Below are 19,279 nucleotides of genomic sequence, written 5' to 3' on the forward strand. Positions count from 1 at the left end.
CTCCTGCGCGCTCGACGATCTCATTCCTGGGTAAACGCTTGCGATGCATGAGGCAATCGGGCAGCAACCAGGCCCGATGTTCAGCATTTATCGTGCCATCTTGGGTACGGCTACGCATTCATTAGAGACGCAAACCCAAGCATCGAATTCTCCGGATGCCTTTTTCGACCATCGCGTGCCGTCAAAAACGTAAAACCCGTTCCAGAAAAAACGCGCTGCGTTAGGGTCCTTGCCCGCGCCGGGCACAGGGTTAACGAAACTTCCAGCCAATGGTTGTGGCACACCAGTCGCCGATGGGCTGGTCAACTGAATCTGTCGAAGGCCCTCAATTAGAGTAATCGTTCCGTCAACCCATACTTTGAGGACTGCACCTGCATTGGGGTCATAAGCACTATCAACGCCAGAGTACAGGTCCTGATAACCGTCTTTGTAATGAGTGAATGTCGCAGTTCTACCACCTGGCCTTGTGCCGGTCACTCCCTTTATCACATAGGCCAGACCTTCCACATTTCCGGAAAATGACGTTCCAAAAATGGTATTGCCGAAAATATCCGTATACGTCAAGCCGTTGAGCCGATCCAGCATGCCCGCTACCCAAGCAGTGAGGCTCTTTATTTTTTCCCAAAGCGCCTCAACACCCGCCCGAGGCCAGTCGATAATCATCAGCTTGTGATAGAAAGCAAACGCCATGAACGTCGCATATCCGCTCTCCTGCTCGGGAAGAGATTTGAAGTCCACCTCTCGCAATGCTTCAAGCAAGGCTCTATCTGCCTCAGCGATCAAATATGCCTCGTTGGGTTGTCCCGCTGCCTTCGCATAAGCGATGTCGTGCGCCTTGCATATTGTGTCGATAACACTCGCCTGGCCTCCCGGAAGCATCAGTACAGGACTGTCCAGCATTTGCTGGATTGTTATATTTGGATTTCTCTGCCCAGCAGACCATCCAGGACCGCACCACTCGCCGTAAACAGGCATCCAAGCTGACGCATCAAAAACAGTAAACCCATCAACACCAGTTGATTGTTGTTCTGCAGCCATTTAGCCACCTCATCGAAGTCATGAACAGAAGTGGTAGCGCATTATCAATCAACTCCAATATTGAATTGGCCGAACCGGGCAACGGAGAAGCACTTCAAAGAGAAACCACGCCGAGCTTGTATAGCTGAGCCTCGCAGTTTTAGAGATCTGCAGCAGACACTTGGATCAATGTGGCTTGCTCTACAGAGGGTACGCGCACGTTCTCCCAGGACTGGGTTTCAAGACTGAATTTGGCAAACCCCACCCGCTTTTCACCTCGACTCATGGGAAGATCCCAGAATATTGCCGCCACAAAACGACCCGCCGGGTCCGCCGCGAGTTCTTTGGGGTAGCTGCGCGTACGTGCTCTCCAAATGGTTTGACGCTGATCGGGAGAAACACGCATCAGGCCCTGAGATGGATCTTGAATCGTGCCAGCCCACACAAAGACATTTCCCTGGTCATCAGCAGTCCTAAAACTGGCATTGATGACATTGGGATATTGAACAGGCACTGGATCTTCAAGCTGCCCCCGACTTAGCGTAAAAATTTCATTGCCATCATATTTCTTTCCATAACCCGGATTTCTTAACCGGGAGCTCGGGCCATAAGAACCAAGAAAGATTTCATTGCCATTGCGATAGAACAACTCTCTGCCACTCAGAAAATCGAACTTCTTGCCAGTAAATAATCTCTCAGACTTAGACGAAAGATCGTATTCCCAAATATTCAAATCCAATAACGAAACCCTGCCGGGAGGCAAAACTCGATCACTTCTCCAGAACGCGATTTTCCTTTCGTCCGGAGACATTCCCGGCGAAAGGTTCACGCCAGGGGAAACTGGCAAAATTCGAAGATCCGTGCCATCACTTCGCATCATCAAAATCTGAGACGCGCTCACCCCTCGTTGAGAGTCTGCGTAGGTCCTACCATAGAGAGGGTTGCGACTCATCAAGATATATGTGCCGCGAGGCGAATAATGCGCGTAAGAATACGAATAACCTTCAGGCAACACAAAACGGGAGAGTATTCCCGACCCTAAGTTGTAGCGCATGACAAAACAACTATCTTCCTGATCGAGGCATTCCAAAAACAGCCAATACTGACCGTTGGGATGCACACTTAGAGACCGCAGATTCCGGCCCCCGTTTTGCTGTTGGAAAGCGGTTTCGTACTCGGTGATAGTCTCGAACGCTCGCGCCGCGCGCATTGGTTCCACGGTTGATATACATACCGCGGCCATGACCAACGCGAGAACCTTAACCGCCATCTTTACCAACTTTCCAACAATGATCATCGTTCCCTCTTCAGGGGGACAAGGGCCGCCAAGCGTTTATCGGCTAGGCGCATCAGCATCGCAAAGAAAATAATGAGATACGATCTCATTCAATTGGTAGTGTCAAGTGGGGAGCTGAATACTTAGGACGTACCGACAACGCCCTGAGAGCGCTATCCTGACTCGCGCTCCTGATGTCGTGAACTGCGGGTTCGGCACGACGAGCCCCGGAACGTTACCGATCCACCGACTTCATATCGCAAGCCATCCACTCCACATCGCCGAGCCCGCCGAACCGCGCACGCCCGGCGGGTTGCCTGCCCTTGACGCGTTCGACAATCGTGCAACAGCATCGCGAAGGAGTATCAGGCGGCGCTAGCACCCTTCGGAGCAAAGAGTGCATGTGCTCCATTGGCCAGATAGGCGCCGTTCAGGCCATCAAATTTCCGTGCCGCGTCTGGCCACGCAATGAATTTCCGATCAACCCGTGCTCCGCGCTGACCCGTCGCAGCGTCAATTGACACCACCTTCTGTCCGCGCGCCCTCGCCTCACGCAGCACGATCGCCACGAATGCCTCAGTATTCTCATCACCCGCCGGAATGGACGCCCGCAGCTCGCCGTTGAGCAGGGAATCCGGAAGAAAGTCCGCGGTTCTTGACCTCAAAAGGCTGACCAGCCCCGATCCCACCAGCGCGTAGATCCACCCCTTTCCCGAGGGATGACGTTTCACATAGCGATTGTGAAAATCCGCTTCGGAGATGATGGATGCATCCACGATCGTCACGTGAACCCCGCCACACGCATCGATTCGATTCCTGTATCCCGGCCGCTCGACGTCCGGCTGCTCCTGCATGTCGATGAAGCGGATCGAGGGACGTGCTTTCAATAGCGCGGCAGCGAAGTCAGCCTCATCCACTGAAGTCATGAATAGGCACTGCTGAACCATCCTGGAGTCGGCCACGGGTCGCCCTATTCCGGTTCCGCAATGGGTGCCCGCGCCAGGATCACCGGCATGAAGCCTGCCATTACCGGTCCACCGACTTCATGTCGCAGCTCGTCTCCTGCACGTCGCACAGCCCCCGGAACCAGGCGCGCCCGACCAGTTGCTCGCCCTTGGGGCGTTCGACGATCTCGTCCTTGGGCGAGCGCTTGCGATCCACCAGGTAATCCAGCAGCACCCAGCTTTCATGGCAGGCGCGGATGCCCTGGATCTTGCCCATTTCGGTCAGCCAGTCGCTGCCCAGGTCCACCAGGCGCTGGCTGGCGGCGTCGGGCTTGGCATAGCCGCGCGCGGATTGGATGCCGACCCGGGCATCGTCGGCGCGGATCCAGCCTTCGCCCTTGTAGAGCTTGCGCGGCGCGCGCTCCGGATATTCTTCCTCGTTGTAGGCATCGCTGGCGTTGGCGATCCTGAGCCAGCCGTCCCTGGCTTCCTTCACGTCGAAGGTGACGCTGTACGAATACTCCGGCTCGCCGGCGGCGGGCTTGGCGGGGATCTGGCCCAGGGCCTTGGCGCTGGCGGACGGCGCGTCGCGCACGGTGATCGACGGCTTGTCGTAGTTGGCCCAGGCGCTGAAGGCGCAGGTAGTCGCGCCCGCGGGGGCTTCGGCTTGGGCAGAGGCGGCGATGACCGGCGGCGCGGCCAGCAGCGCCAGCGTCAGCGCGGCGATCGAAGCGGTCAGACGGGGACGAATGTGCATGAAGACTCCAAAGCGTCGACGATCCGGGCCCGGCCGGTCCTCGACATCCCGCAAGCCGGATTGCTATCCAACTGACGGGCGGCGGTCCACCGGCAGGGTGTTTCTGTTTATCGGGCAGTTCCGCGACTGTATCAAACCCGCCGCCGGCAGCTGCTTCAACGGAACCGCAGATGCCGCCGCTGCAGCTCCGCCACCGTCCGGCAGCCCATCAGCTTCATCGCGCGCTCGATCTCCACGCGCATCTGTTCCAGCGCCCGCTCCACGCCGGGCCGCCCGGCGGCGGCCAGCGGGAACAGGTAGTAGCGGCCCAGCCCCACCGCCTTGGCGCCCAGCGCCAGCGCCTTGAGCACGTGCGTGCCGCGCTGCACGCCGCCGTCTATCATCACGTCGATGCGGTCGCCGACGGCGTCGACGATCTCGGCCAGTTGGTCGAAGGCGCTGCGCGAGCCGTCGAGCTGGCGGCCGCCGTGGTTGGACAGGACGATGCCGGTGCAGCCGATGTCGACGGCGCGTTTGGCGTCCTCGACCGACATGATGCCCTTCAGGCAGAACTGGCCGCCCCACTCGCGCACCATGGCGGCGACGTCGTCCCAGGTCATGGCGGGATCGAGCATCTCGGTGAAATAGCGGCTGATGGACATGGCGCCGCCGCCCATGTCGACGTGGCCGTCGAGCTGCGGCAGGCGGAAGCGCTCGTGGGTGGCGTAGTTGATGGCCCAGGCCGGCTTGATGGCGAACTGGGCGATGCCGGCCAGGTTCAGGCGGAACGGGATGGCAAAGCCGGTGCGCTTGTCGCGCTCGCGGTTGCCGCCGGTGATGCTGTCGACCGTCAGCATCATGACCTGCACGCCGGCGGCCTTGGCGCGCGCCATCATGTCGCGGTTCAGGCCGCGGTCCTTGTGGAAGTAGAACTGGTAGACCTGCGGGCCGCCGCTGATCTGGCGCGCCTCCTCCAGGCTGACGGTGCCCAGCGAGGACACCCCGAACATAGTGCCGAACTTGCCGGCGGCGGCGGCCACGGCGCGTTCGCCGTCGTGGTGGAACAGGCGTTGCAGCGCGGTGGGCGAGCAGTAGACCGGCAAGGCCAGCTTCTGGCCCATGACGGTGACGGACATGTCCACATCCGCCACGCCGCGCAGCACGTCGGGCACCAGGTCGCAGGCCTCGAAGGCCTCGGTGTTGCGGCGATAGGTGGTCTCATCGTCGGCGGCGCCGTCGATGTAGTTGAAGATCGGGCCGGGCAGCCGCTGGCGCGCCATGCGGCGGAAGTCGTGGAAATTCTGGCACTGGTTCAGGCGCATCGGGGGACCTTTGTCTACGCTGCACGGACTACCGGAATGCCCCTTGCGACCCGGGCATGATGGGCCGAATTGTACCGGGGACGGCGTCCCATCACGCATAACAGCTTTGCCATCCGGGTGGAGCCTGCCGCGGCGCGGAAATCCTAGACTGGCCGCACTTCACAGCAGTCAAGGAGAAGGCGTTGCAGCCGCTGTTATCAAACCTGAAAGTGCTCGACCTGAGCCGCGTGCTGGCCGGCCCGTGGGCCAGCCAGATCCTGGCCGACCTGGGCGCCGATGTCATCAAGGTCGAGCGGCCCGGCCAGGGCGACGACACCCGGTCCTGGGGGCCGCCCTTCCTGAAGGACGAGCAGGGCCAGGACACGGCGGACGGCGCCTACTTCGTGGCCACCAACCGGGGCAAGCGCTCGATCACGCTGGACCTGCAGACGGCCGAGGGCCAGGCGCTGGTCAAGCAGCTGTGCCGCGACGCGGACGTGGTGCTGGAGAACTACAAGGTCGGCACACTGGCGCGACTGGGGCTGGACTATGCGTCGCTGTCGGCGATCAACCCGCGCCTGGTGTATTGCTCGGTCACGGGGTTCGGCCAGACCGGGCCGCGCGCGGCCGAGCCGGCCTACGACTTCCTGATCCAGGCCATGGGCGGGCTGATGAGCGTGACCGGCGAGCGCGACGACCGGCCGGGCGGCGGGCCGCAGAAGGTGGGCGTGCCGATCGTCGACCTGACCACCGGCGTGTACGCGGCGCTGGGCATCGTGGCCGCCCTGCTGCGGCGCGCGCAGACCGGCCAGGGCGAGTACATCGACGTGGCCATGCTGGACGTGCAGGTGGGCCTCTTGGCCAACCAGGCCATGAACTTCCTGCTGGGCGGGCGGGTGCCGCGCCGCACCGGCACGGCGCACCCGAATATCCAGCCGCAGCGCACCTTTGCCTGCGCCGATGGCGACATCGTCATCGTGGTGGGCAACGACGCGCAGTTCGCCACCCTGTGCGAGGCGCTGGGCCAGCCCGGCCTGGCGCGCGATCCGCGCTATGTCAGCAACAGCCAGCGCGTGAAGAACCTGGACACGCTCGATCCGCTGCTGGACGCCATTTTCATCCGCGAGCCGCGCGCCCACTGGCTGGACCTGCTCAAGCGGGCCGGGGTGCCGGCCGGCTCGATCAACACGGTGCCCGAGGTGTTCGAGGACCCGCAGGTGCTGCACCGCGGCATGCTGCGGCGCCTGCCCCACCCCGCCGCCGGCGAGGTGCCGCAGGTGATGAACCCGCTGCGCTTCGGCCAATCGGCGCTGCGGGTGGACCGCGCGCCGGCGCTGCTGGGCCAGCACACCGACGAGGTGCTGGCCGAACTGGGACTGAGCGCGGCGCAGATCCAGGACTACCGCGACCGCAAGATCATCTGACCGGCCCATCCGGCCAAAGAACAAGGAGACACACCATGACCATGCCGGAAAACCTGGCCGGGCCCTACACCGCGCTGGACGTCAGCCTCGACGGCGGCGTCGCCACCATCCTGCTGGCCAATCCCCCCGTCAACGCGCTCAGCACCGAGATGATGAACGAGCTGTCGTGGGTGCTGGACCGCATTTCCGAGACGCCCGAGGTGCGGGCGGTGGTGCTGTCGGGCCAGGGCAAGACCTTCTGCGCCGGCGCCGACCTGAAGAACCGCGCCGCCACCATCAAGGGGCCGGGCGACCTGCCGCAGCATTCGCGCCGCACGCGCGAGTGCTTCCATGCGATCCGCGAATGCGCCAAGCCGGTGGTGGGCGCCATCAACGGCGCGGCGCTGGGCGCGGGGCTGGCGATCGTGGCTTCGTGCGACATCCTGCTGGCGGCGTCCGACGCGGTGGTGGGCCTGCCGGAGATCAACGTCGGGCTGCTGGGCGGCGGCCGCCATGGCATGCGGCTGTTCGGCCATTCGCGGCTGCGGCGCATGATGCTGACCGGGCTGCGGGTGGACGGCAACGAGCTGTACCGGCTCGGCGTGGTCGAGGAAGCGCTGCCGGCGGACGCGCTGATGCCGCGCGCGCTGGAACTGGCGCGCGAGCTGGCCGCCAAGAGCCCGCTGGCGACCATGCTGGCCAAGCAGACGCTCAACGCCATCGAGGACATGAGCCTGCGCGACGGCTATCGCTACGAGCAGGACATGACCGCGGCCATCGCCAGGACCGAGGACGCCATGGAGGCGCGCCGCGCCTTCCTGGAAAAGCGCGCGCCGGTGTTCCAGGGCCGTTAGCGGCACGGACCCCACGCATAACAGCTATTGCGGCGGCGCCGTAGGTGCAAGGCCCGGCGCTGCCTACACTTCGCAAAAATACCAAGGAGACGACATGACGAGCGCGTTGGACGGCGTGAAGGTACTGGACCTGAGCCGGGTGTTTTCGGGACCGTGGGCGGCGCAGATGCTGGCCGACTTCGGCGCCGACGTGATCAAGGTCGAGCGCCCCGGGCGCGGCGACGACGTGCGCCACCAGGGCTATCCGCTGCCCGGCCGCGATGGCGCGCCAAGCCCGCAGACCTCGTCGTTCGTGGCCATGAACCGGGGCAAGAAGTCGCTGACCATCGACATCTCGCGGCCCGAGGGCCAGGCGCTGGTGCGGCGGCTGGCGCGGCAGGCGGACATCGTCATCGAGAACTTCAAGGCCGGCGACCTGCGCCGCTACGGGCTGGACTATGCCGCGCTGGCGGCGGTCAATCCGCGCCTGGTGTATTGCTCGATCACCGGCTTCGGCCAGAGCGGGCCGTACAGCCATCTGCCGGGCTATGACCCGATCTTCCAGTCCATGAGCGGGCTGATGAGCGTGACCGGCGTGCCCGACGGCGAGCCGGGCGCGGGGCCGGTCAAGGCGGGCTACTCGGTGTCGGACCTGACGGCGGGCTTCTATGCGGTATGCGCCATCCTGGCGGCGCTGCGGCACCGCGACCAGGTGTCGGGCGCGGGCCAGCACATCGACCTGGCGCTGCTGGACGCGCAGATCGCAGCGCTGTCGCACATCGGCATGAACTATCTGGCCAGCGGCCAGTTGCCGGCGCGCATGGGTTCGGCCTCGCAGATCACCGCGCCGTTCCGCGCCTTCGAATGCCGGGACGGCCACCTGATGGTGGCGGTGGGCAACGACTCGCAGTTCCGCGCCTTCTGCGAGGTGATCGGGCTACCCGAGCTGGGGCGCGATGCGCGCTTCGATACCAACCCCAAGCGCGCCGCCGCGCAGCCGGCGCTGTCGCGGCTGATCGAGCCGGCGCTGCGCGCCCGCAGCGTGCAGGACTGGAATCAGGCGCTGGCGGCGGCCAACGTGCCTTGCGGGCCCATCTACACCATGGACCAGGTGTTCGAGGACCCGCAGGTGCGCCACCGCGAGATGCTGGGCAGCGTCGAGCATCCGCAATTGGGCGCCCTGCCGGTCATCCGCAACCCGATCCATTTTTCCGGCACGCCGATCGCGGGCGGCCTGCCGCCGCCCCTGCTGGGCGAGCACACGGCCGAGATCCTGCGCGCCGAACTGGGGCTGTCCGATGACGAGATCGCCCGGCTGCAGGCGGAGGGCATCGTATGAGCGGCGTGGACCATGACCTGATCGAAGAGATCCGCGACAGCGCGCGCGACTTCCTGCAACGGCGCGACCAGCGCCAGCGCAAGCGCGCCGAGACGCCGCCGGACCGCGACTATTGGCGCGAGATCGCCGAGGTCGGCTGGCTCGGCATGAGCGTGCCCGAGACGCTGGGCGGCCTGGGCCTGGGCTGGCGGGCGATGGCGGCGGTGCTGGAGGAAGCCGGCCGCGCGCAGCTGCTGGAGCCGCTGGTCGGCGCCGGCGTGCTGCCGGCGGCGCTGCTGGCGCGGATCGAGCCGGTCGATGCTGCGCGGCGCGACGCGCTGTTGCAGGCCGTGTGCGGCGGCGAAACGCTGCTCGGGCTGGCCTGGCAGGAAACCGAGGGCCAGCTGGAGGCCGGCGAGGCCGCCACGGCCTTCGGCGTCAGCGTGATCGAACGCGAGGGCGCGTATGTGCTCAATGGCGAGAAGCGCCACGTGGTGCCGGGGGCCGGCGTCGATGGCTGGCTGGTCACGGCCGATGGCGAGCGCGGCACCGCCCTCTTCTTCGTCGCGGCCGGCACGCCGGGCGTGACCGCGCAGGTCCACGCGCGCGCCGACGGCGGCGCCGCCTGCCACCTGGCGATCGAGTCGGCCGTGGTGCCGGCGGACGCGCTGCTGGCGCGCGACGGCGTGCTGGACGCGGTCGACGAGGCGCTGGACCTGGGCCGCCTGATGCAGTCGGCGGAACTGGTGGGGGTGGCGCGGCAGGCGCTGGCCGATTCGGTGGCCTACCTGAACACGCGCCAGCAGTTCGGCCGGCCGCTGGCGTCGTTCCAGGCCCTGCAGCACCGGCTGGTGGATGCCGCCATGCAGGTCGAGCTGGCGGCCAACAGCCTGCTGGACGCGCTCGATGCGCTGGCCGCGCGGCCGGGCGACGCCACCCTGCGCAAGACGGTGGCCAGCCGCGCCAAGGCCCGCGCCGCGCGCGCCGGCCTGGAGGCGGCGCGGCTGGCGATCCAGCTGCACGGCGCCATCGGCTACACCGAGGAATGCGACGTCAGCCTGTATTTCCGCAGCGCGCTGCACCTGGCGGCCTGGCTGGGCAATGCCGCCGCCCATCGCCAGCGCTACGGCGCGCTGGCGGCGCTGCCCGCGCCCGGCGCCGATGACGACGACGCCGCGCCCATCACGGACTTTCCGCGCGAGGCCGACTGGAACGGCATGCCGGAAGCCGATTTCCGCCGGCTGGCGCGCGGCTTCTTCCGCGCCCATTATCCCGAGCACCTGCGCCACGTGCCGTGGCGGCTGCACTGGGACGAGATCAAGGACTGGTATTTCACGCTGGCGCGCCAGGGCTGGATCGCGCCGTCGTGGCCGCGCGAGCACGGCGGCATGGCGCTGTCGCCGGCGCGCCAGATCGCCTTCATCGAAGAGGCCGAGCGCCACGGCGTGGCGCGCGCGCCCGACCAGGGGCTGGTGATGCTGGGGCCGATCCTGATCCGCCACGGCACCGAGGAACAGCGCGCCCGTTTCCTGCCGGGCATCCTGTCGGGCGAGGCGGTGTGGGCGCAGGGCTATTCGGAGCCGAACGCCGGCTCGGACCTGGCCTCGCTGCGCTGCGAAGCGCTGGTGGACGGCGACGACCTGATCGTGAGCGGCCAAAAAACCTGGTCGACGCTGGCGCAGGACGCGACCCACATGTTCATGCTGGTGCGCACCGACAAGACGGTCAAGAAGCAGGCCGGCATCAGCTTCCTGCTGGTGGACCTGGCCAGCCCGGGCGTGAGCCGCCGCCCCATCCGCACGCTCTCGGGCCACGAGGAATTCTGCGAGGTGTTCTTCGACCAGGTGCGCGTGCCGCGCGCCAACCTGGTGGGCGAGCTGAACGCCGGCTGGGGCATCGCCAAGGCGCTGCTGGGCTTCGAGCGCCTGTTCAGCGGCAGCCCCAAGCACGCCAACCATGCCCTGCAGCAGATCTTCAGCATCGCGCGCCAGCGCGGCCTGCTGGCCGACCCGGCGTTCGCCGACCGGCTGGCCGAGCTGCGGCTGGACGCGGCCGACCTGACCGCGATGTACAGCGTCTTCGCCGAGCTGGCCAAGGCCGGCCGGCCGCTGCCGCCCGAGCTGTCGCTGCTGAAGGTCTGGGCCACCGAGACGCACGAGCGGCTGGGCGCCCTGCTGATCCAGATCGCCGAGGAATACGGCGGCGCGGCGATGCGCCTGGGCTATGGCAACGGCCAGGTGCATGCGCTGGCGCCGTACGTCAACGCGCTGGCGGCAACCATTTTCAGCGGCACCAACGAGATCCAGCGCAATATCTACGCCAAGCAGTTGGGGCTGGAAGGCGCATGACAACGACGCGCCGGCCGCGAGCCGGCGCCACAGGAGAGAGACAGATGAAACACGCTACCGCACTGACGGCGGCCGCCCTGCTGCTGGGCGCCGCCTTTGCCGCCCCGGGCCACGCCGCCGCGCCCTGGCCGAGCCAGCCGATCCGGCTGATCGTGCCCTACCCGCCCGGCGGCTCGGTCGACAACCTGGCGCGACTGCTGGCGCCGGCGCTGGGCCAGCGGCTGGGCCAGACCATCGTGATCGAGAACAAGGCCGGCGCCAGCGGCACCATCGGCGTGGACGCCACGGTGCGCGCCACGCCCGACGGCAACACCTTCGGCTTCGGCGTGCCCGGCGCCATCACCGGCCTGCCGCACGTCATGAAGGTGCCGTACGACGTCTCCAAGATCCAGTACGTGTCGCTGGTGGCGCGCATTCCGCTGGTGCTGGTGGTCAACCCGTCCCTGCCCGACGCCACGCTGGCCGATTTCGTCGCCAGCGCCAAGCGCCAGCCCGGCAAGTACAACTATGGCTCGGCCGGCAACGTCACCACGCCGCACCTGGGCGGCGAGCTGCTCAAGCAGCAGACCGGCATCGACATCATGCACGTGCCGTACAAGGGCGCCTCGCCCGCGGTCACGGCGCTGCTGTCCAACGAGGTGCAGATGTTCCCGGGCGACGCCTCGGCGGTGCTGGGCTTCATCAAGGCCGGCAAGCTGCGCACGCTGGCGGTGGCCAGCCCGACGCGCTTCGAGGGCCTGCCGGACGTGCCGACCACCCAGGAAGCGGGTTTTCCCGGTGTGATCGTGGAATCGAACTACGGCATCATCGCCCCGACCGGGACGCCGCCGGAGATCGTGCAGAAGATGTCGCAGGCCATCGCCCAGACCCTGGCCGAGCCGGCCCTGCGGCAGAAGATGATCGACCAGGGCGCCATCCCCACGGCCACCACGCCCGAGGCCTACCAGGCGCTGATGCAGGCCGAGTCGAAGAAATGGGGCGAGGTGATCCGGCGCGGCAAGCTGGGGCTGGAATAGTCCCATGCCGGCCCGCTTTTGCCGTACCCTTATGCCGTCTCTTTCGTTGCCGCCTTATCGATCATGCCGCCTGCCAAAGCCACGGGCCTGAGCCTGGACGTCACCGCCGACCTGCACAAGTGGCGGGCCTTCCTGGCGATCGCGGAACTGGGCAGCATCTCGCGCGCCGCCCTCTATCTGGACCAGGACCAGTCGGTGCTGAGCCGCCGCATCAACGCGCTGGAACGCGAGTGCAACGCGCGGCTGTTCAACCGCACCGGGCGCGGCGTGCACCTGTCGGAAGTGGGCGAGCGCCTGTTTCCGCTGGTGCGCACGCTGCTGGGCGACGCCGAGCGGCTGGAACTGGAGCTGAACGGCGAGGCGCGCGAGCCGGCCGGCGAGGTCACGCTGGGGCTGCTGCCGTCCACCGCGCACCCGCTGATCCGGCGGCTGTTCTCGCGGCTGCGCAAGCAATTTCCCAAGGTGCACCTGAAGATCCTGGAAGGCTCCAGCGGCCAGATCGAGGAATGGCTGACCGACAGCCGCGTCGATATCGCCATCCTGTACCGCTACGGCGACAAGTGCCCGCCGGGCGAACAGGCGCTGGCCTCGGTCGATTCGTACCTGGTGGGCGCGGCGGGCGACCCGCTGACGCGCGGCGGCGAGGTCGCGTTCGAACAGCTGGACGGCCTGCCCTTCATCCTGCCCGGCGCGCCCAACGGCCTGCGCAATGCGCTGGACGGGCTGGCGCGGGCGCGCAAGATCAGCATCGCGCCGCTGATCGAGGCCGATTCGCTGCCGCTGATGAAGTCCATCGTCGAGCACGAACACATGTACACGGTGCTGCCGCTGCACGCGGTCTGGCAGGAGGTGCAGGAAGGCCGCCTGGGCATCGCCGCGCTGCGCGATCCGGCCATGGGCCGCATCATCTCGATGGCGTTCGCCCGCGCCAAGGGGCCGGGCCGCACCGTCACCGAAGTGGCCGCGCAGATCCAGAGCCTGGTGCGCGAGATCGGCGGCGAAGGCGTGTGGCACGCCAGCCCCTGACGGGGCCGGCGCTTCAATCGAAGCCGTAGAGCCGCGCGGGATTGTCGACCCAGACCTTGCGGCGCATGGCGTCATCGCCCAGCCAGCGCTGCGCCACCGCCACCAGGGCGTCGGCGGACGGCGCCGACTCGCCCATGCGCACGAACGGCCAGTCCGAGCCCCACAGCACCTGGTCGGGGTTGGCGGCGACGAAGGCGTCGTGAATGAAGCGCGCATTCTCGTAGTCCGGCGCGCTGCCGACGCGGCACAGCGTCAGCTTCATCCACAGGCGGCCGTCGGCCAGCAGGCCGCGCAGCAGCTGGAACGCCGGGTCCTGGTCGCCACGCGCCGGGACCAGGCTGCCCAGGTGGTCGATCACCAGCGGCAGGTCCAGCTTCGCCAGCGCCGGCAGGTGGCGCAGATAGGTATCGCAAGGCGCCCACAGCTGCGCGTGCAGGCCGTGGTGTTTCATGCGCGGGGCCAGCGCGGCGACCTGGTCGAACCCCACGCTGCCCGGAAACAGGTTGCCGGCGGGGTCGCGCGCCTCGACGAAGCGCAGTCCGCGCACGCCGCCGTCATACAGGGCTTGCAGTTGCGCATCGCTGACCGACGGGTCGGCCACCGCGATGCCGCGCAGGCGATCGCCGCCTTGCGCCAGCGCGTCCAGCAAGGCATCGGGGTGTGTGCCGTAGGGCGCCGGCTGCACCAGCACGCCGCGCGCGGCGCCCAGGGTGTCCAGCATGCGCAGATAACGCGTCGCCGGCGCGTCGGGCGCGGCATAGGACGACGGGTGCCAGAGCGGGAAGCGGTCGTAGGGGCCGAACACGTGGCAGTGCGTGTCGCAGGCCCGCGGCGGCAGGGGCTGCACGGGCGCGGCAGGCATGCGCGGCGTCTCGACGCGGTCGGGCACGTAGGCGCGGGCGGCGGTCATGCCTGGCCCTCCCCGGCCAGCGGCGCCAGCCGGCTCAGCGCCGGATGGCCGTCCTGTTGCGGCAGGTCCAGCGGCGCGGGCGCGTCGTCCGGCATCGGGATCTCGTGCGCGTTCAGCGTCATCGACACCATGGTGTAGTAGCCGATGACGGCGGTCAGCTCGACCACGCCGACGGCGGCCCAGCGCTGCACCGCCTCGGCATACAGGGCGGGCTCGACCTGGCCGGTCTCCTGCAGCTGGCGGGCGTAGGCGTAGACGATCTCGTCGTCGCGGTTGTCGAAGGCCGGCTCGCGCCGCGCCTGGATGGCGTCCAGCACCGCGTCCGCAATGCCGGCGGCGCGGGCGGCCTGGGCGTGGATGTGCCATTCGATCTGGCTGTTCCACCGCCGCGCGGTGACCACGATGGCCAGCTCGCTGACGCGCGGCGGCAGGCTGGTGCCAAAGCGCAGCAAGGCGCCCAGCGCCTGCCAGCGCTCGGCCAGCTCGGGGTTGTGCAGCGCGGCGCGCAAGGGGCCGACCAGCCGGCCGCGCGGACCGGAGACGATGCGCTCGTAGACGCGCTTCTGGTCGTCGCTCATGCTGTCGGGCGTGGGCAGGGGAATGCGGCTCATCATCGTCCTTCGCTCAAGGCGTTTCGTCGGGTTGGCTGCGCGCTACCGAGGGCCGCGCGCTGAAGTCCTGGTGCCAGGCGGCCAGCGCCGGATGGCCATCGCGCCAGGCCAGGTCCGGGAAACGATAGTCCAGATACGACAACGCGCAACCGATGGCAATCAGGCCCAGGTCGAAGCGGCTGGCGCGCAGGGCCGGCGCCTCGGCTTCCAGCACGGCCAGCACGGCGCCGGTCTTCAGCGCGAAGGCGTCGAGCCAGGCCTGGGTCTGCTTCTCGACCGGCTTGTTGCGTTCCTGCCGGTACAGCAGCAGCGCGTCCAGGAAACCGTCGCCCAGCGCCTGGCGGCGCTCGGCCAGCAGGCGCGCGGCCGGGTCCGCCGGCAGCAGGCCGGCGCCGGCCAGGCCGTCCAGATAGGCGCAGATGACGCGCGAGTCGTAGACCGGCGTGCCGTCGTCCAGCACCAGCGTCGGCAGCTTGATCAGCGGGTTGTCGGCCACCAGGTCGAAGTTGGGCTTGTCCATGGCGACTGGCGTGCGCACCAGCGTCACGCGGTCGGCAATGCCGGCTTCGTACAGAACGATCATCACCTTGCGCACGAAGGGCGAGCGCGGCGACCAATGCAGTTTCATCAAGAGGCTCCCAGGAGATTCGATATCGTGATGCGGTTCAATGGCCCTGCGCGGGCCGCACCGCCGGATCGTTGGCGGCGTCCGGCGCGCGCATCTGGAACAGGTCGCTGGTGTGCGCGTACCAGCCGGCGCCGTGCATGCGGCCCAGTAGGCGCAGCGCGGGGGTGTCCACATGGAAGCGCTGCGCGTCCAGCAGCGCGTCGTCGCGCAGGTACAGCGCCACCACCCGCGCCAGCACGATGACGCGCTGCGGCGCGGCGTCCAGCACCTGCCACACGCGGCATTCCAGCGCCGCCGGGCTGAGCGCGATGCGCGGCGGCGCGACCACCAGCGAGGGCTCGGTCGCCAGCCCGGCGCGCGTCAGCTCATCGACGTCGGCCACGTAGTCCAGGCTGGTGTGGTTCATCTGCGCGGCCAGTTCGGCCGACACCAGGTTGATGACGAACTCGCCGGTCTCCAGGATGTTGCGCGAGGTGTCCTTCAACTGCCCGCCGCGCGGGCCGATGCCCAGCGCCACGATCGGCGGATCGCTGCTGACCACGTTGAAGAACGAGAACGGCGCGGCGTTGCGTTGCCCCTGCGCCGACTGGCTCACCACCCAGGCGATGGGGCGCGGCACCACCACGCTGGAGAGCAGCTTGAAGGCATTGGTGGTGCTCAGTTGGCTGAAATCGAAATTCATGGATGCGTTCCTCGCGTCCTCATTTGGCCAGCAGCCCCAGCGCGCCGAGTAGCCGGCGCATGTCGGCCTGGTCCTTGGCGACGTAGGCGTCCGCTTCCTGTGGCGACAACGCCATCAACTCTATCGCCTGCTCCCGCATGACGCGGCGGTAGTCGGGATCGTCGTTCACGGCCCGGACGGTGTCGCTCAGCGTGCGCACGATGTCGGCGGGCGTGCCGGCCGGCGCCGCCAGGCTGTACCAGGTGGCCGCGTCCGCGCCCGCCACGCCGGCCTCGGCCAGCGTCGGCACGTCCGGCAGCAGCGGCGAGCGCTTGTCCGACGCATAGGCCAGCGCCAGCAGGCGCCCCTGGCGGATGAACGGCAGGCTGGCCGACAGGTTCAGCATGGCCAGGTCGGTCTGGCCGCCGACCACGTCGTTGATGGCGGGCGAGGCGCCGGCATAGGGAATGTGGTTCAGCTGCACCCCGGCGACCTGCTGGAACAGCTCGGCGCCCAGGTGCGTGGCGCCGCCCACGCCGGCCGAGCCGTAGCTCCACTTGCCGGGTTCGGCCTTGGCGCGGGCGATCAGCTCGGCCACCGAGCGGATGCCGCGCGACGGATTGACCACCAGCATGATGGGCTGCACCGCCACCACCGAGCAGAAGGCGAAGCCCTTGACGCCGTCGTACGCGGTCTTCTGCATCAGCGGCGTGACCACATGGCCGGCCGAGGTGCCCAGCAGCAGCGTGTAGCCGTCCGGCTTGGCGCGCGCCACGAAGCCGGTGCCGATGGAGGCGCCGCCGCCGGCCTTGTTCTCCACCACCACCGGCTGGCCCAGGCGCTTTTCCAGCGCCCGCGCCAGGCTGCGCGCCACCACGTCGGCGGGGCCGCCGGCGGCATAGGGATTGACCAGGATGAGGGGTCGGTCGGGATAGGCCGCCGCCGCGGACGCGGCGCCGACGGACAGGGCCACCGTCGCCAACAGGGATCGAAGCATCAATCGCATGGGATTTCCTTCCAGGGGCCCGGCCGCCGGGCGGGCCGCGAGCCGGGCCGTGGCCTCAATCGGCGCGCGCGCCGGACTGTTCGATGATGCGCGCCCATTTCGCCGTATCGACGCGGATGCGTTCGGCGAAGGCTTCGGGCGTGCTGTGGGTGGTCTGGATGCCGTAGCCGGCCATGCGCTCGACCATCTGCGGCGCGGTCATCACCGCCTCGATATCGGCGTTCAGCCGATCGATGATCGCGCGCGGCGTGCCCGCCGGCGCCAGCACGCCGGACCACAGGCTGACCTCGTAGTCCTCGAACCCCGGCGTCTCCGACATCGATGGCACATCGGGCAGCGCCGCCAGCCGCTGGCGGCTGGTCACGGCCAGCGCCCGCACCTTGCCCTGCCTGACCTGCTCGATGAAGTTGGACGAGGTGTCGATCATCATCGAGATGCGGCCGGCCAGGAAGTCGTTGATGGCGCCCGAGGTGCCCTTGTAGGGAATGTGGCGGATGTCGGCATGCGCCGCCGTCTTGAACATCTCGCCCGCCAGGTGGCTGGTGGTGCCGTTGCCCGAGGAGCTGAAGGTCAGCTCGCCCGGCCGCTGCCGCGCCAGTTCGGCCAGCGCGGCCACCGAATCGACCTTCAGCGCGGGGTTGACCACCAGCAGATTGGAAGTCAGGTTGGTCAGCGACACCGGCGCGAAGCTGCGCTGCGGGTCGTAGCGCAGCTTGGGGTACAGCGACGGGTTGATGGTCAGCACGCCCATGGTCGAGTACAGCAGCGTGTAGCCGTCGGGCGCGGCGGTGGCCACGGCCTCGGCGCCAATCGCGCCGCCGGCCCCGCCGCGGTTCTCCACCACGACGGTCTGGCCGAGCTTTTCGCCCAGGCCCTGCGCCAGCGAGCGCGCCATCAGGTCGGTGGCCCCGCCGGCCGGGAACGGCACGATCAGTTTGACCGGCCGGTCGGGATAGGCCCCGGCCGCCACGGCCGCCGATATCAGGCCCGCACCGAGCCACAGGCTGACCGCGGTCAGCGCACTTGCCATTCTCATGCTGTCTCCACCCTGGGGGTTTTTGTGTTTGCAGCATGGTAGGCGCGGGCCGGCGGCGGCGCTATGCGCGGGATCGCATATCTGCTTTGTGCGGACGCGGGGCGGCCGTCCCGAGGATCGGCTATCGTCTGACCCAGCCCCCGTGTTCACGCATCACGCCTTCGCCATGTCCCGCCGCCCCGACCCGTTCCAGCCCCCCGCCCGGCGCCGCGCCGCCCGCGTCAATTCGCTGCTGTGGATCCTCGACCCCATCGAGCGCGACGCCGGCTACCTGCATCGCAAGATGTTCGGCTGCGACGCCGCCTACCTGGACGGCGCCTTGTACCTGGTGGTGGCCGACCGCGAGGAACCCTTCAGCGGCGTGCTGGTGTGTTCCTCGCAGGACCGCCATGCGGCGCTGCTGGCCGAGCTGCCTAGCCTGCTGCCGCATCCGGTGCTGGGCAAGTGGCTGTATCTGCCGCAGACCGACGAGGCCTTCGAAAGCGTCGCGACCCGGCTGGTGGAGTTGGCGTTGGCGCGCGACCCTCGCATCGGCGTGGTCCCCAAGCCGCGGGCGCGGCGGCGCAAGTCGTGGCGCGCGCAGGAATGACCGTGGCGCCATAAAGGCGGGCGAGGGATGCCTGAAAGCAGACAAGGGACGCGCGCCCCTCGCCTTGCGGGGCCGCTTTCCCTAGTTATAGAATTGCGGATCATTCTCATTATCCGGGCTGCCCGTTCACGCGCGCCCCGCCCCCGATTGGAACGACCATGCCCCCGCCCAGCATCGAGATGCTCTATGTCGACCATCACAGCTGGCTCAAGGGCTGGCTGCGCCGGCGGCTGGGCAATTCGTTCGACGCGGCCGACCTGGCGCACGACACCTTCATCCGCCTGATCGCCCGCGACGAGCCGCCGCTGGTGCGCGAGCCGCGCGCGCTGCTGACCACGGTGGCGCAGGGGGTGCTGTCCAATTTCATGCGGCGGCGGCGCATCGAGGAAGCCTATCTGGCGACGCTGGCCGCCCTGCCCGAGCAGACGACGCCCAGCCCCGAAAGCCGCGCCATCCTGATCGAGACCCTGGTCGAACTGGATCGCCGCCTCGACACCCTGCCGGCGCCGGTGGTGAAGGCGTTCCTGCTGTCGCAACTGGACGGCATGAAGCAGGCCGACATCGCCGCCGAGCTGAAGCTGTCGCTGGCCACGGTGCAACGCCATATCGCCAAAGCGGCG

Annotated in this window: 19 protein-coding genes; 8 read left to right on the forward strand and 11 right to left on the reverse strand. The window is 67.7% G+C overall.

From position 1 onward, the window contains the following. Nucleotides 1-87: 87 nt before the first annotated feature. The 5 genes from AOZ53_RS34075 to AOZ53_RS04690 form a co-directional block, all read right to left on the reverse strand. Nucleotides 88-1,038: a hypothetical protein gene (locus tag AOZ53_RS34075; RefSeq protein ID WP_156333251.1), complete on the reverse strand. Its 951-nt coding sequence runs from the start codon at nucleotides 1,036-1,038 to the stop codon at nucleotides 88-90. A gap of 139 nt (nucleotides 1,039-1,177) precedes the next feature. Then, the gene (locus AOZ53_RS34080; RefSeq protein WP_156333253.1) at nucleotides 1,178-2,314 is read right to left on the reverse strand and encodes a TolB family protein; all 1,137 of its coding nucleotides are present in this window, start codon (nucleotides 2,312-2,314) and stop codon (nucleotides 1,178-1,180) included. Between the two features lie 344 nt (nucleotides 2,315-2,658). After that, entirely contained in the window at nucleotides 2,659-3,219 is a 561-nt protein-coding gene (locus tag AOZ53_RS04680; RefSeq protein ID WP_231690562.1) for a hypothetical protein, read from the reverse strand. A gap of 100 nt (nucleotides 3,220-3,319) precedes the next feature. After that, on the reverse strand, nucleotides 3,320-3,994 hold the full coding sequence (locus tag AOZ53_RS04685) for a hypothetical protein (RefSeq protein WP_054487033.1): 675 nt from the start codon (nucleotides 3,992-3,994) through the stop codon (nucleotides 3,320-3,322). Nucleotides 3,995-4,149: 155 nt separating this feature from the next. Then, a complete protein-coding gene (locus tag AOZ53_RS04690; protein ID WP_054487035.1) occupies nucleotides 4,150-5,295 on the reverse strand; it encodes an alpha-hydroxy acid oxidase in 1,146 nt (381 codons plus the stop codon). A 182-nt stretch (nucleotides 5,296-5,477) separates the two neighbouring features. Between AOZ53_RS04690 and AOZ53_RS04695 the strand changes: the two genes are divergently transcribed. The 6 genes from AOZ53_RS04695 (at nucleotide 5,478) to AOZ53_RS04720 (ending at nucleotide 13,218) form a co-directional block, all read left to right on the forward strand. Further along, nucleotides 5,478-6,698 carry a CaiB/BaiF CoA transferase family protein gene (locus tag AOZ53_RS04695; protein ID WP_054429765.1) on the forward strand — a complete coding sequence of 407 codons (1,221 nt, stop codon included), beginning with the start codon at nucleotides 5,478-5,480 and terminating at the stop codon, nucleotides 6,696-6,698. Nucleotides 6,699-6,733: 35 nt separating this feature from the next. Beyond that, nucleotides 6,734-7,531 (forward strand): enoyl-CoA hydratase/isomerase family protein, encoded by a 798-nt coding sequence (locus AOZ53_RS04700; RefSeq protein ID WP_156333254.1) that lies wholly within the window; start codon nucleotides 6,734-6,736, stop codon nucleotides 7,529-7,531. 94 nt (nucleotides 7,532-7,625) lie between these two features. Continuing rightward, nucleotides 7,626-8,849: a CaiB/BaiF CoA transferase family protein gene (locus AOZ53_RS04705; RefSeq protein WP_054487037.1), complete on the forward strand. Its 1,224-nt coding sequence runs from the start codon at nucleotides 7,626-7,628 to the stop codon at nucleotides 8,847-8,849. Further along, the gene (locus tag AOZ53_RS04710) at nucleotides 8,846-11,176 is read left to right on the forward strand and encodes an acyl-CoA dehydrogenase (RefSeq protein ID WP_082385512.1); all 2,331 of its coding nucleotides are present in this window, start codon (nucleotides 8,846-8,848) and stop codon (nucleotides 11,174-11,176) included. The genes AOZ53_RS04705 and AOZ53_RS04710 overlap by 4 nt, the downstream gene beginning before the upstream one ends. Nucleotides 11,177-11,220: 44 nt before the next feature. After that, nucleotides 11,221-12,192 carry a tripartite tricarboxylate transporter substrate binding protein gene (locus AOZ53_RS04715; RefSeq protein WP_054478069.1) on the forward strand — a complete coding sequence of 324 codons (972 nt, stop codon included), beginning with the start codon at nucleotides 11,221-11,223 and terminating at the stop codon, nucleotides 12,190-12,192. Nucleotides 12,193-12,255: 63 nt separating this feature from the next. Continuing rightward, entirely contained in the window at nucleotides 12,256-13,218 is a 963-nt protein-coding gene (locus AOZ53_RS04720; protein ID WP_049073298.1) for a LysR family transcriptional regulator, read from the forward strand. A gap of 13 nt (nucleotides 13,219-13,231) precedes the next feature. Here the strand turns inward: AOZ53_RS04720 and AOZ53_RS04725 are convergent, their stop codons facing one another. The 6 genes from AOZ53_RS04725 to AOZ53_RS04750 form a co-directional block, all read right to left on the reverse strand. Beyond that, nucleotides 13,232-14,128, reverse strand: a complete 897-nt coding sequence (locus tag AOZ53_RS04725; protein WP_054487039.1) for an amidohydrolase family protein — start codon at nucleotides 14,126-14,128, stop codon at nucleotides 13,232-13,234. After that, entirely contained in the window at nucleotides 14,125-14,739 is a 615-nt protein-coding gene (locus tag AOZ53_RS04730) for a carboxymuconolactone decarboxylase family protein (RefSeq protein ID WP_054487198.1), read from the reverse strand. Before AOZ53_RS04730 ends, AOZ53_RS04725 begins: the two co-directional genes overlap by 4 nt. A 13-nt stretch (nucleotides 14,740-14,752) precedes the next feature. Then, nucleotides 14,753-15,367, reverse strand: coding sequence for a glutathione S-transferase family protein (locus AOZ53_RS04735; protein ID WP_054487200.1), 615 nt, complete (start codon nucleotides 15,365-15,367; stop codon nucleotides 14,753-14,755). A gap of 37 nt (nucleotides 15,368-15,404) precedes the next feature. Next, nucleotides 15,405-16,049, reverse strand: a complete 645-nt coding sequence (locus tag AOZ53_RS04740) for a flavin reductase family protein (protein WP_054429770.1) — start codon at nucleotides 16,047-16,049, stop codon at nucleotides 15,405-15,407. 19 nt (nucleotides 16,050-16,068) lie between these two features. Continuing rightward, nucleotides 16,069-17,025, reverse strand: coding sequence for a tripartite tricarboxylate transporter substrate binding protein (locus AOZ53_RS04745; RefSeq protein ID WP_082385514.1), 957 nt, complete (start codon nucleotides 17,023-17,025; stop codon nucleotides 16,069-16,071). A gap of 64 nt (nucleotides 17,026-17,089) precedes the next feature. Then, the gene (locus tag AOZ53_RS04750; protein ID WP_054429772.1) at nucleotides 17,090-18,070 is read right to left on the reverse strand and encodes a Bug family tripartite tricarboxylate transporter substrate binding protein; all 981 of its coding nucleotides are present in this window, start codon (nucleotides 18,068-18,070) and stop codon (nucleotides 17,090-17,092) included. Nucleotides 18,071-18,236: 166 nt separating this feature from the next. Between AOZ53_RS04750 and AOZ53_RS04755 the strand changes: the two genes are divergently transcribed. Both AOZ53_RS04755 and AOZ53_RS04760 read left to right on the forward strand, forming a co-directional pair. Continuing rightward, entirely contained in the window at nucleotides 18,237-18,659 is a 423-nt protein-coding gene (locus AOZ53_RS04755) for a hypothetical protein (RefSeq protein WP_054487202.1), read from the forward strand. A 158-nt stretch (nucleotides 18,660-18,817) separates the two neighbouring features. Further along, nucleotides 18,818-19,279, forward strand: a 462-nt coding sequence (locus AOZ53_RS04760; protein ID WP_054487203.1) for a sigma-70 family RNA polymerase sigma factor, incomplete at its 3' end; no start/stop codon positions are given.

It is taken from the genome of Achromobacter sp. 2789STDY5608621 (assembly GCF_001299375.1).
GTDB lineage: Bacteria > Pseudomonadota > Gammaproteobacteria > Burkholderiales > Burkholderiaceae_B > Achromobacter > Achromobacter insuavis.

Coding starts and splice junctions, on each gene's coding strand:
- AOZ53_RS34075 (WP_156333251.1), bottom strand. CDS start 1,038: ATGGCTGCAGAACAACAATCAACTGGTGTTGATGGGTTTACTGTTTTT.
- AOZ53_RS34080 (WP_156333253.1), bottom strand. CDS start 2,314: ATGATCATTGTTGGAAAGTTGGTAAAGATGGCGGTTAAGGTTCTCGCG.
- AOZ53_RS04680 (WP_231690562.1), bottom strand. CDS start 3,219: ATGACTTCAGTGGATGAGGCTGACTTCGCTGCCGCGCTATTGAAAGCA.
- AOZ53_RS04685 (WP_054487033.1), bottom strand. CDS start 3,994: ATGCACATTCGTCCCCGTCTGACCGCTTCGATCGCCGCGCTGACGCTG.
- AOZ53_RS04690 (WP_054487035.1), bottom strand. CDS start 5,295: ATGCGCCTGAACCAGTGCCAGAATTTCCACGACTTCCGCCGCATGGCG.
- AOZ53_RS04700 (WP_156333254.1), top strand. CDS start 6,734: ATGACCATGCCGGAAAACCTGGCCGGGCCCTACACCGCGCTGGACGTC.
- AOZ53_RS04705 (WP_054487037.1), top strand. CDS start 7,626: ATGACGAGCGCGTTGGACGGCGTGAAGGTACTGGACCTGAGCCGGGTG.
- AOZ53_RS04710 (WP_082385512.1), top strand. CDS start 8,846: ATGAGCGGCGTGGACCATGACCTGATCGAAGAGATCCGCGACAGCGCG.
- AOZ53_RS04715 (WP_054478069.1), top strand. CDS start 11,221: ATGAAACACGCTACCGCACTGACGGCGGCCGCCCTGCTGCTGGGCGCC.
- AOZ53_RS04720 (WP_049073298.1), top strand. CDS start 12,256: ATGCCGCCTGCCAAAGCCACGGGCCTGAGCCTGGACGTCACCGCCGAC.
- AOZ53_RS04725 (WP_054487039.1), bottom strand. CDS start 14,128: ATGACCGCCGCCCGCGCCTACGTGCCCGACCGCGTCGAGACGCCGCGC.
- AOZ53_RS04730 (WP_054487198.1), bottom strand. CDS start 14,739: ATGAGCCGCATTCCCCTGCCCACGCCCGACAGCATGAGCGACGACCAG.
- AOZ53_RS04735 (WP_054487200.1), bottom strand. CDS start 15,367: ATGAAACTGCATTGGTCGCCGCGCTCGCCCTTCGTGCGCAAGGTGATG.
- AOZ53_RS04740 (WP_054429770.1), bottom strand. CDS start 16,049: ATGAATTTCGATTTCAGCCAACTGAGCACCACCAATGCCTTCAAGCTG.
- AOZ53_RS04745 (WP_082385514.1), bottom strand. CDS start 17,025: ATGCTTCGATCCCTGTTGGCGACGGTGGCCCTGTCCGTCGGCGCCGCG.
- AOZ53_RS04750 (WP_054429772.1), bottom strand. CDS start 18,070: ATGAGAATGGCAAGTGCGCTGACCGCGGTCAGCCTGTGGCTCGGTGCG.
- AOZ53_RS04755 (WP_054487202.1), top strand. CDS start 18,237: ATGTCCCGCCGCCCCGACCCGTTCCAGCCCCCCGCCCGGCGCCGCGCC.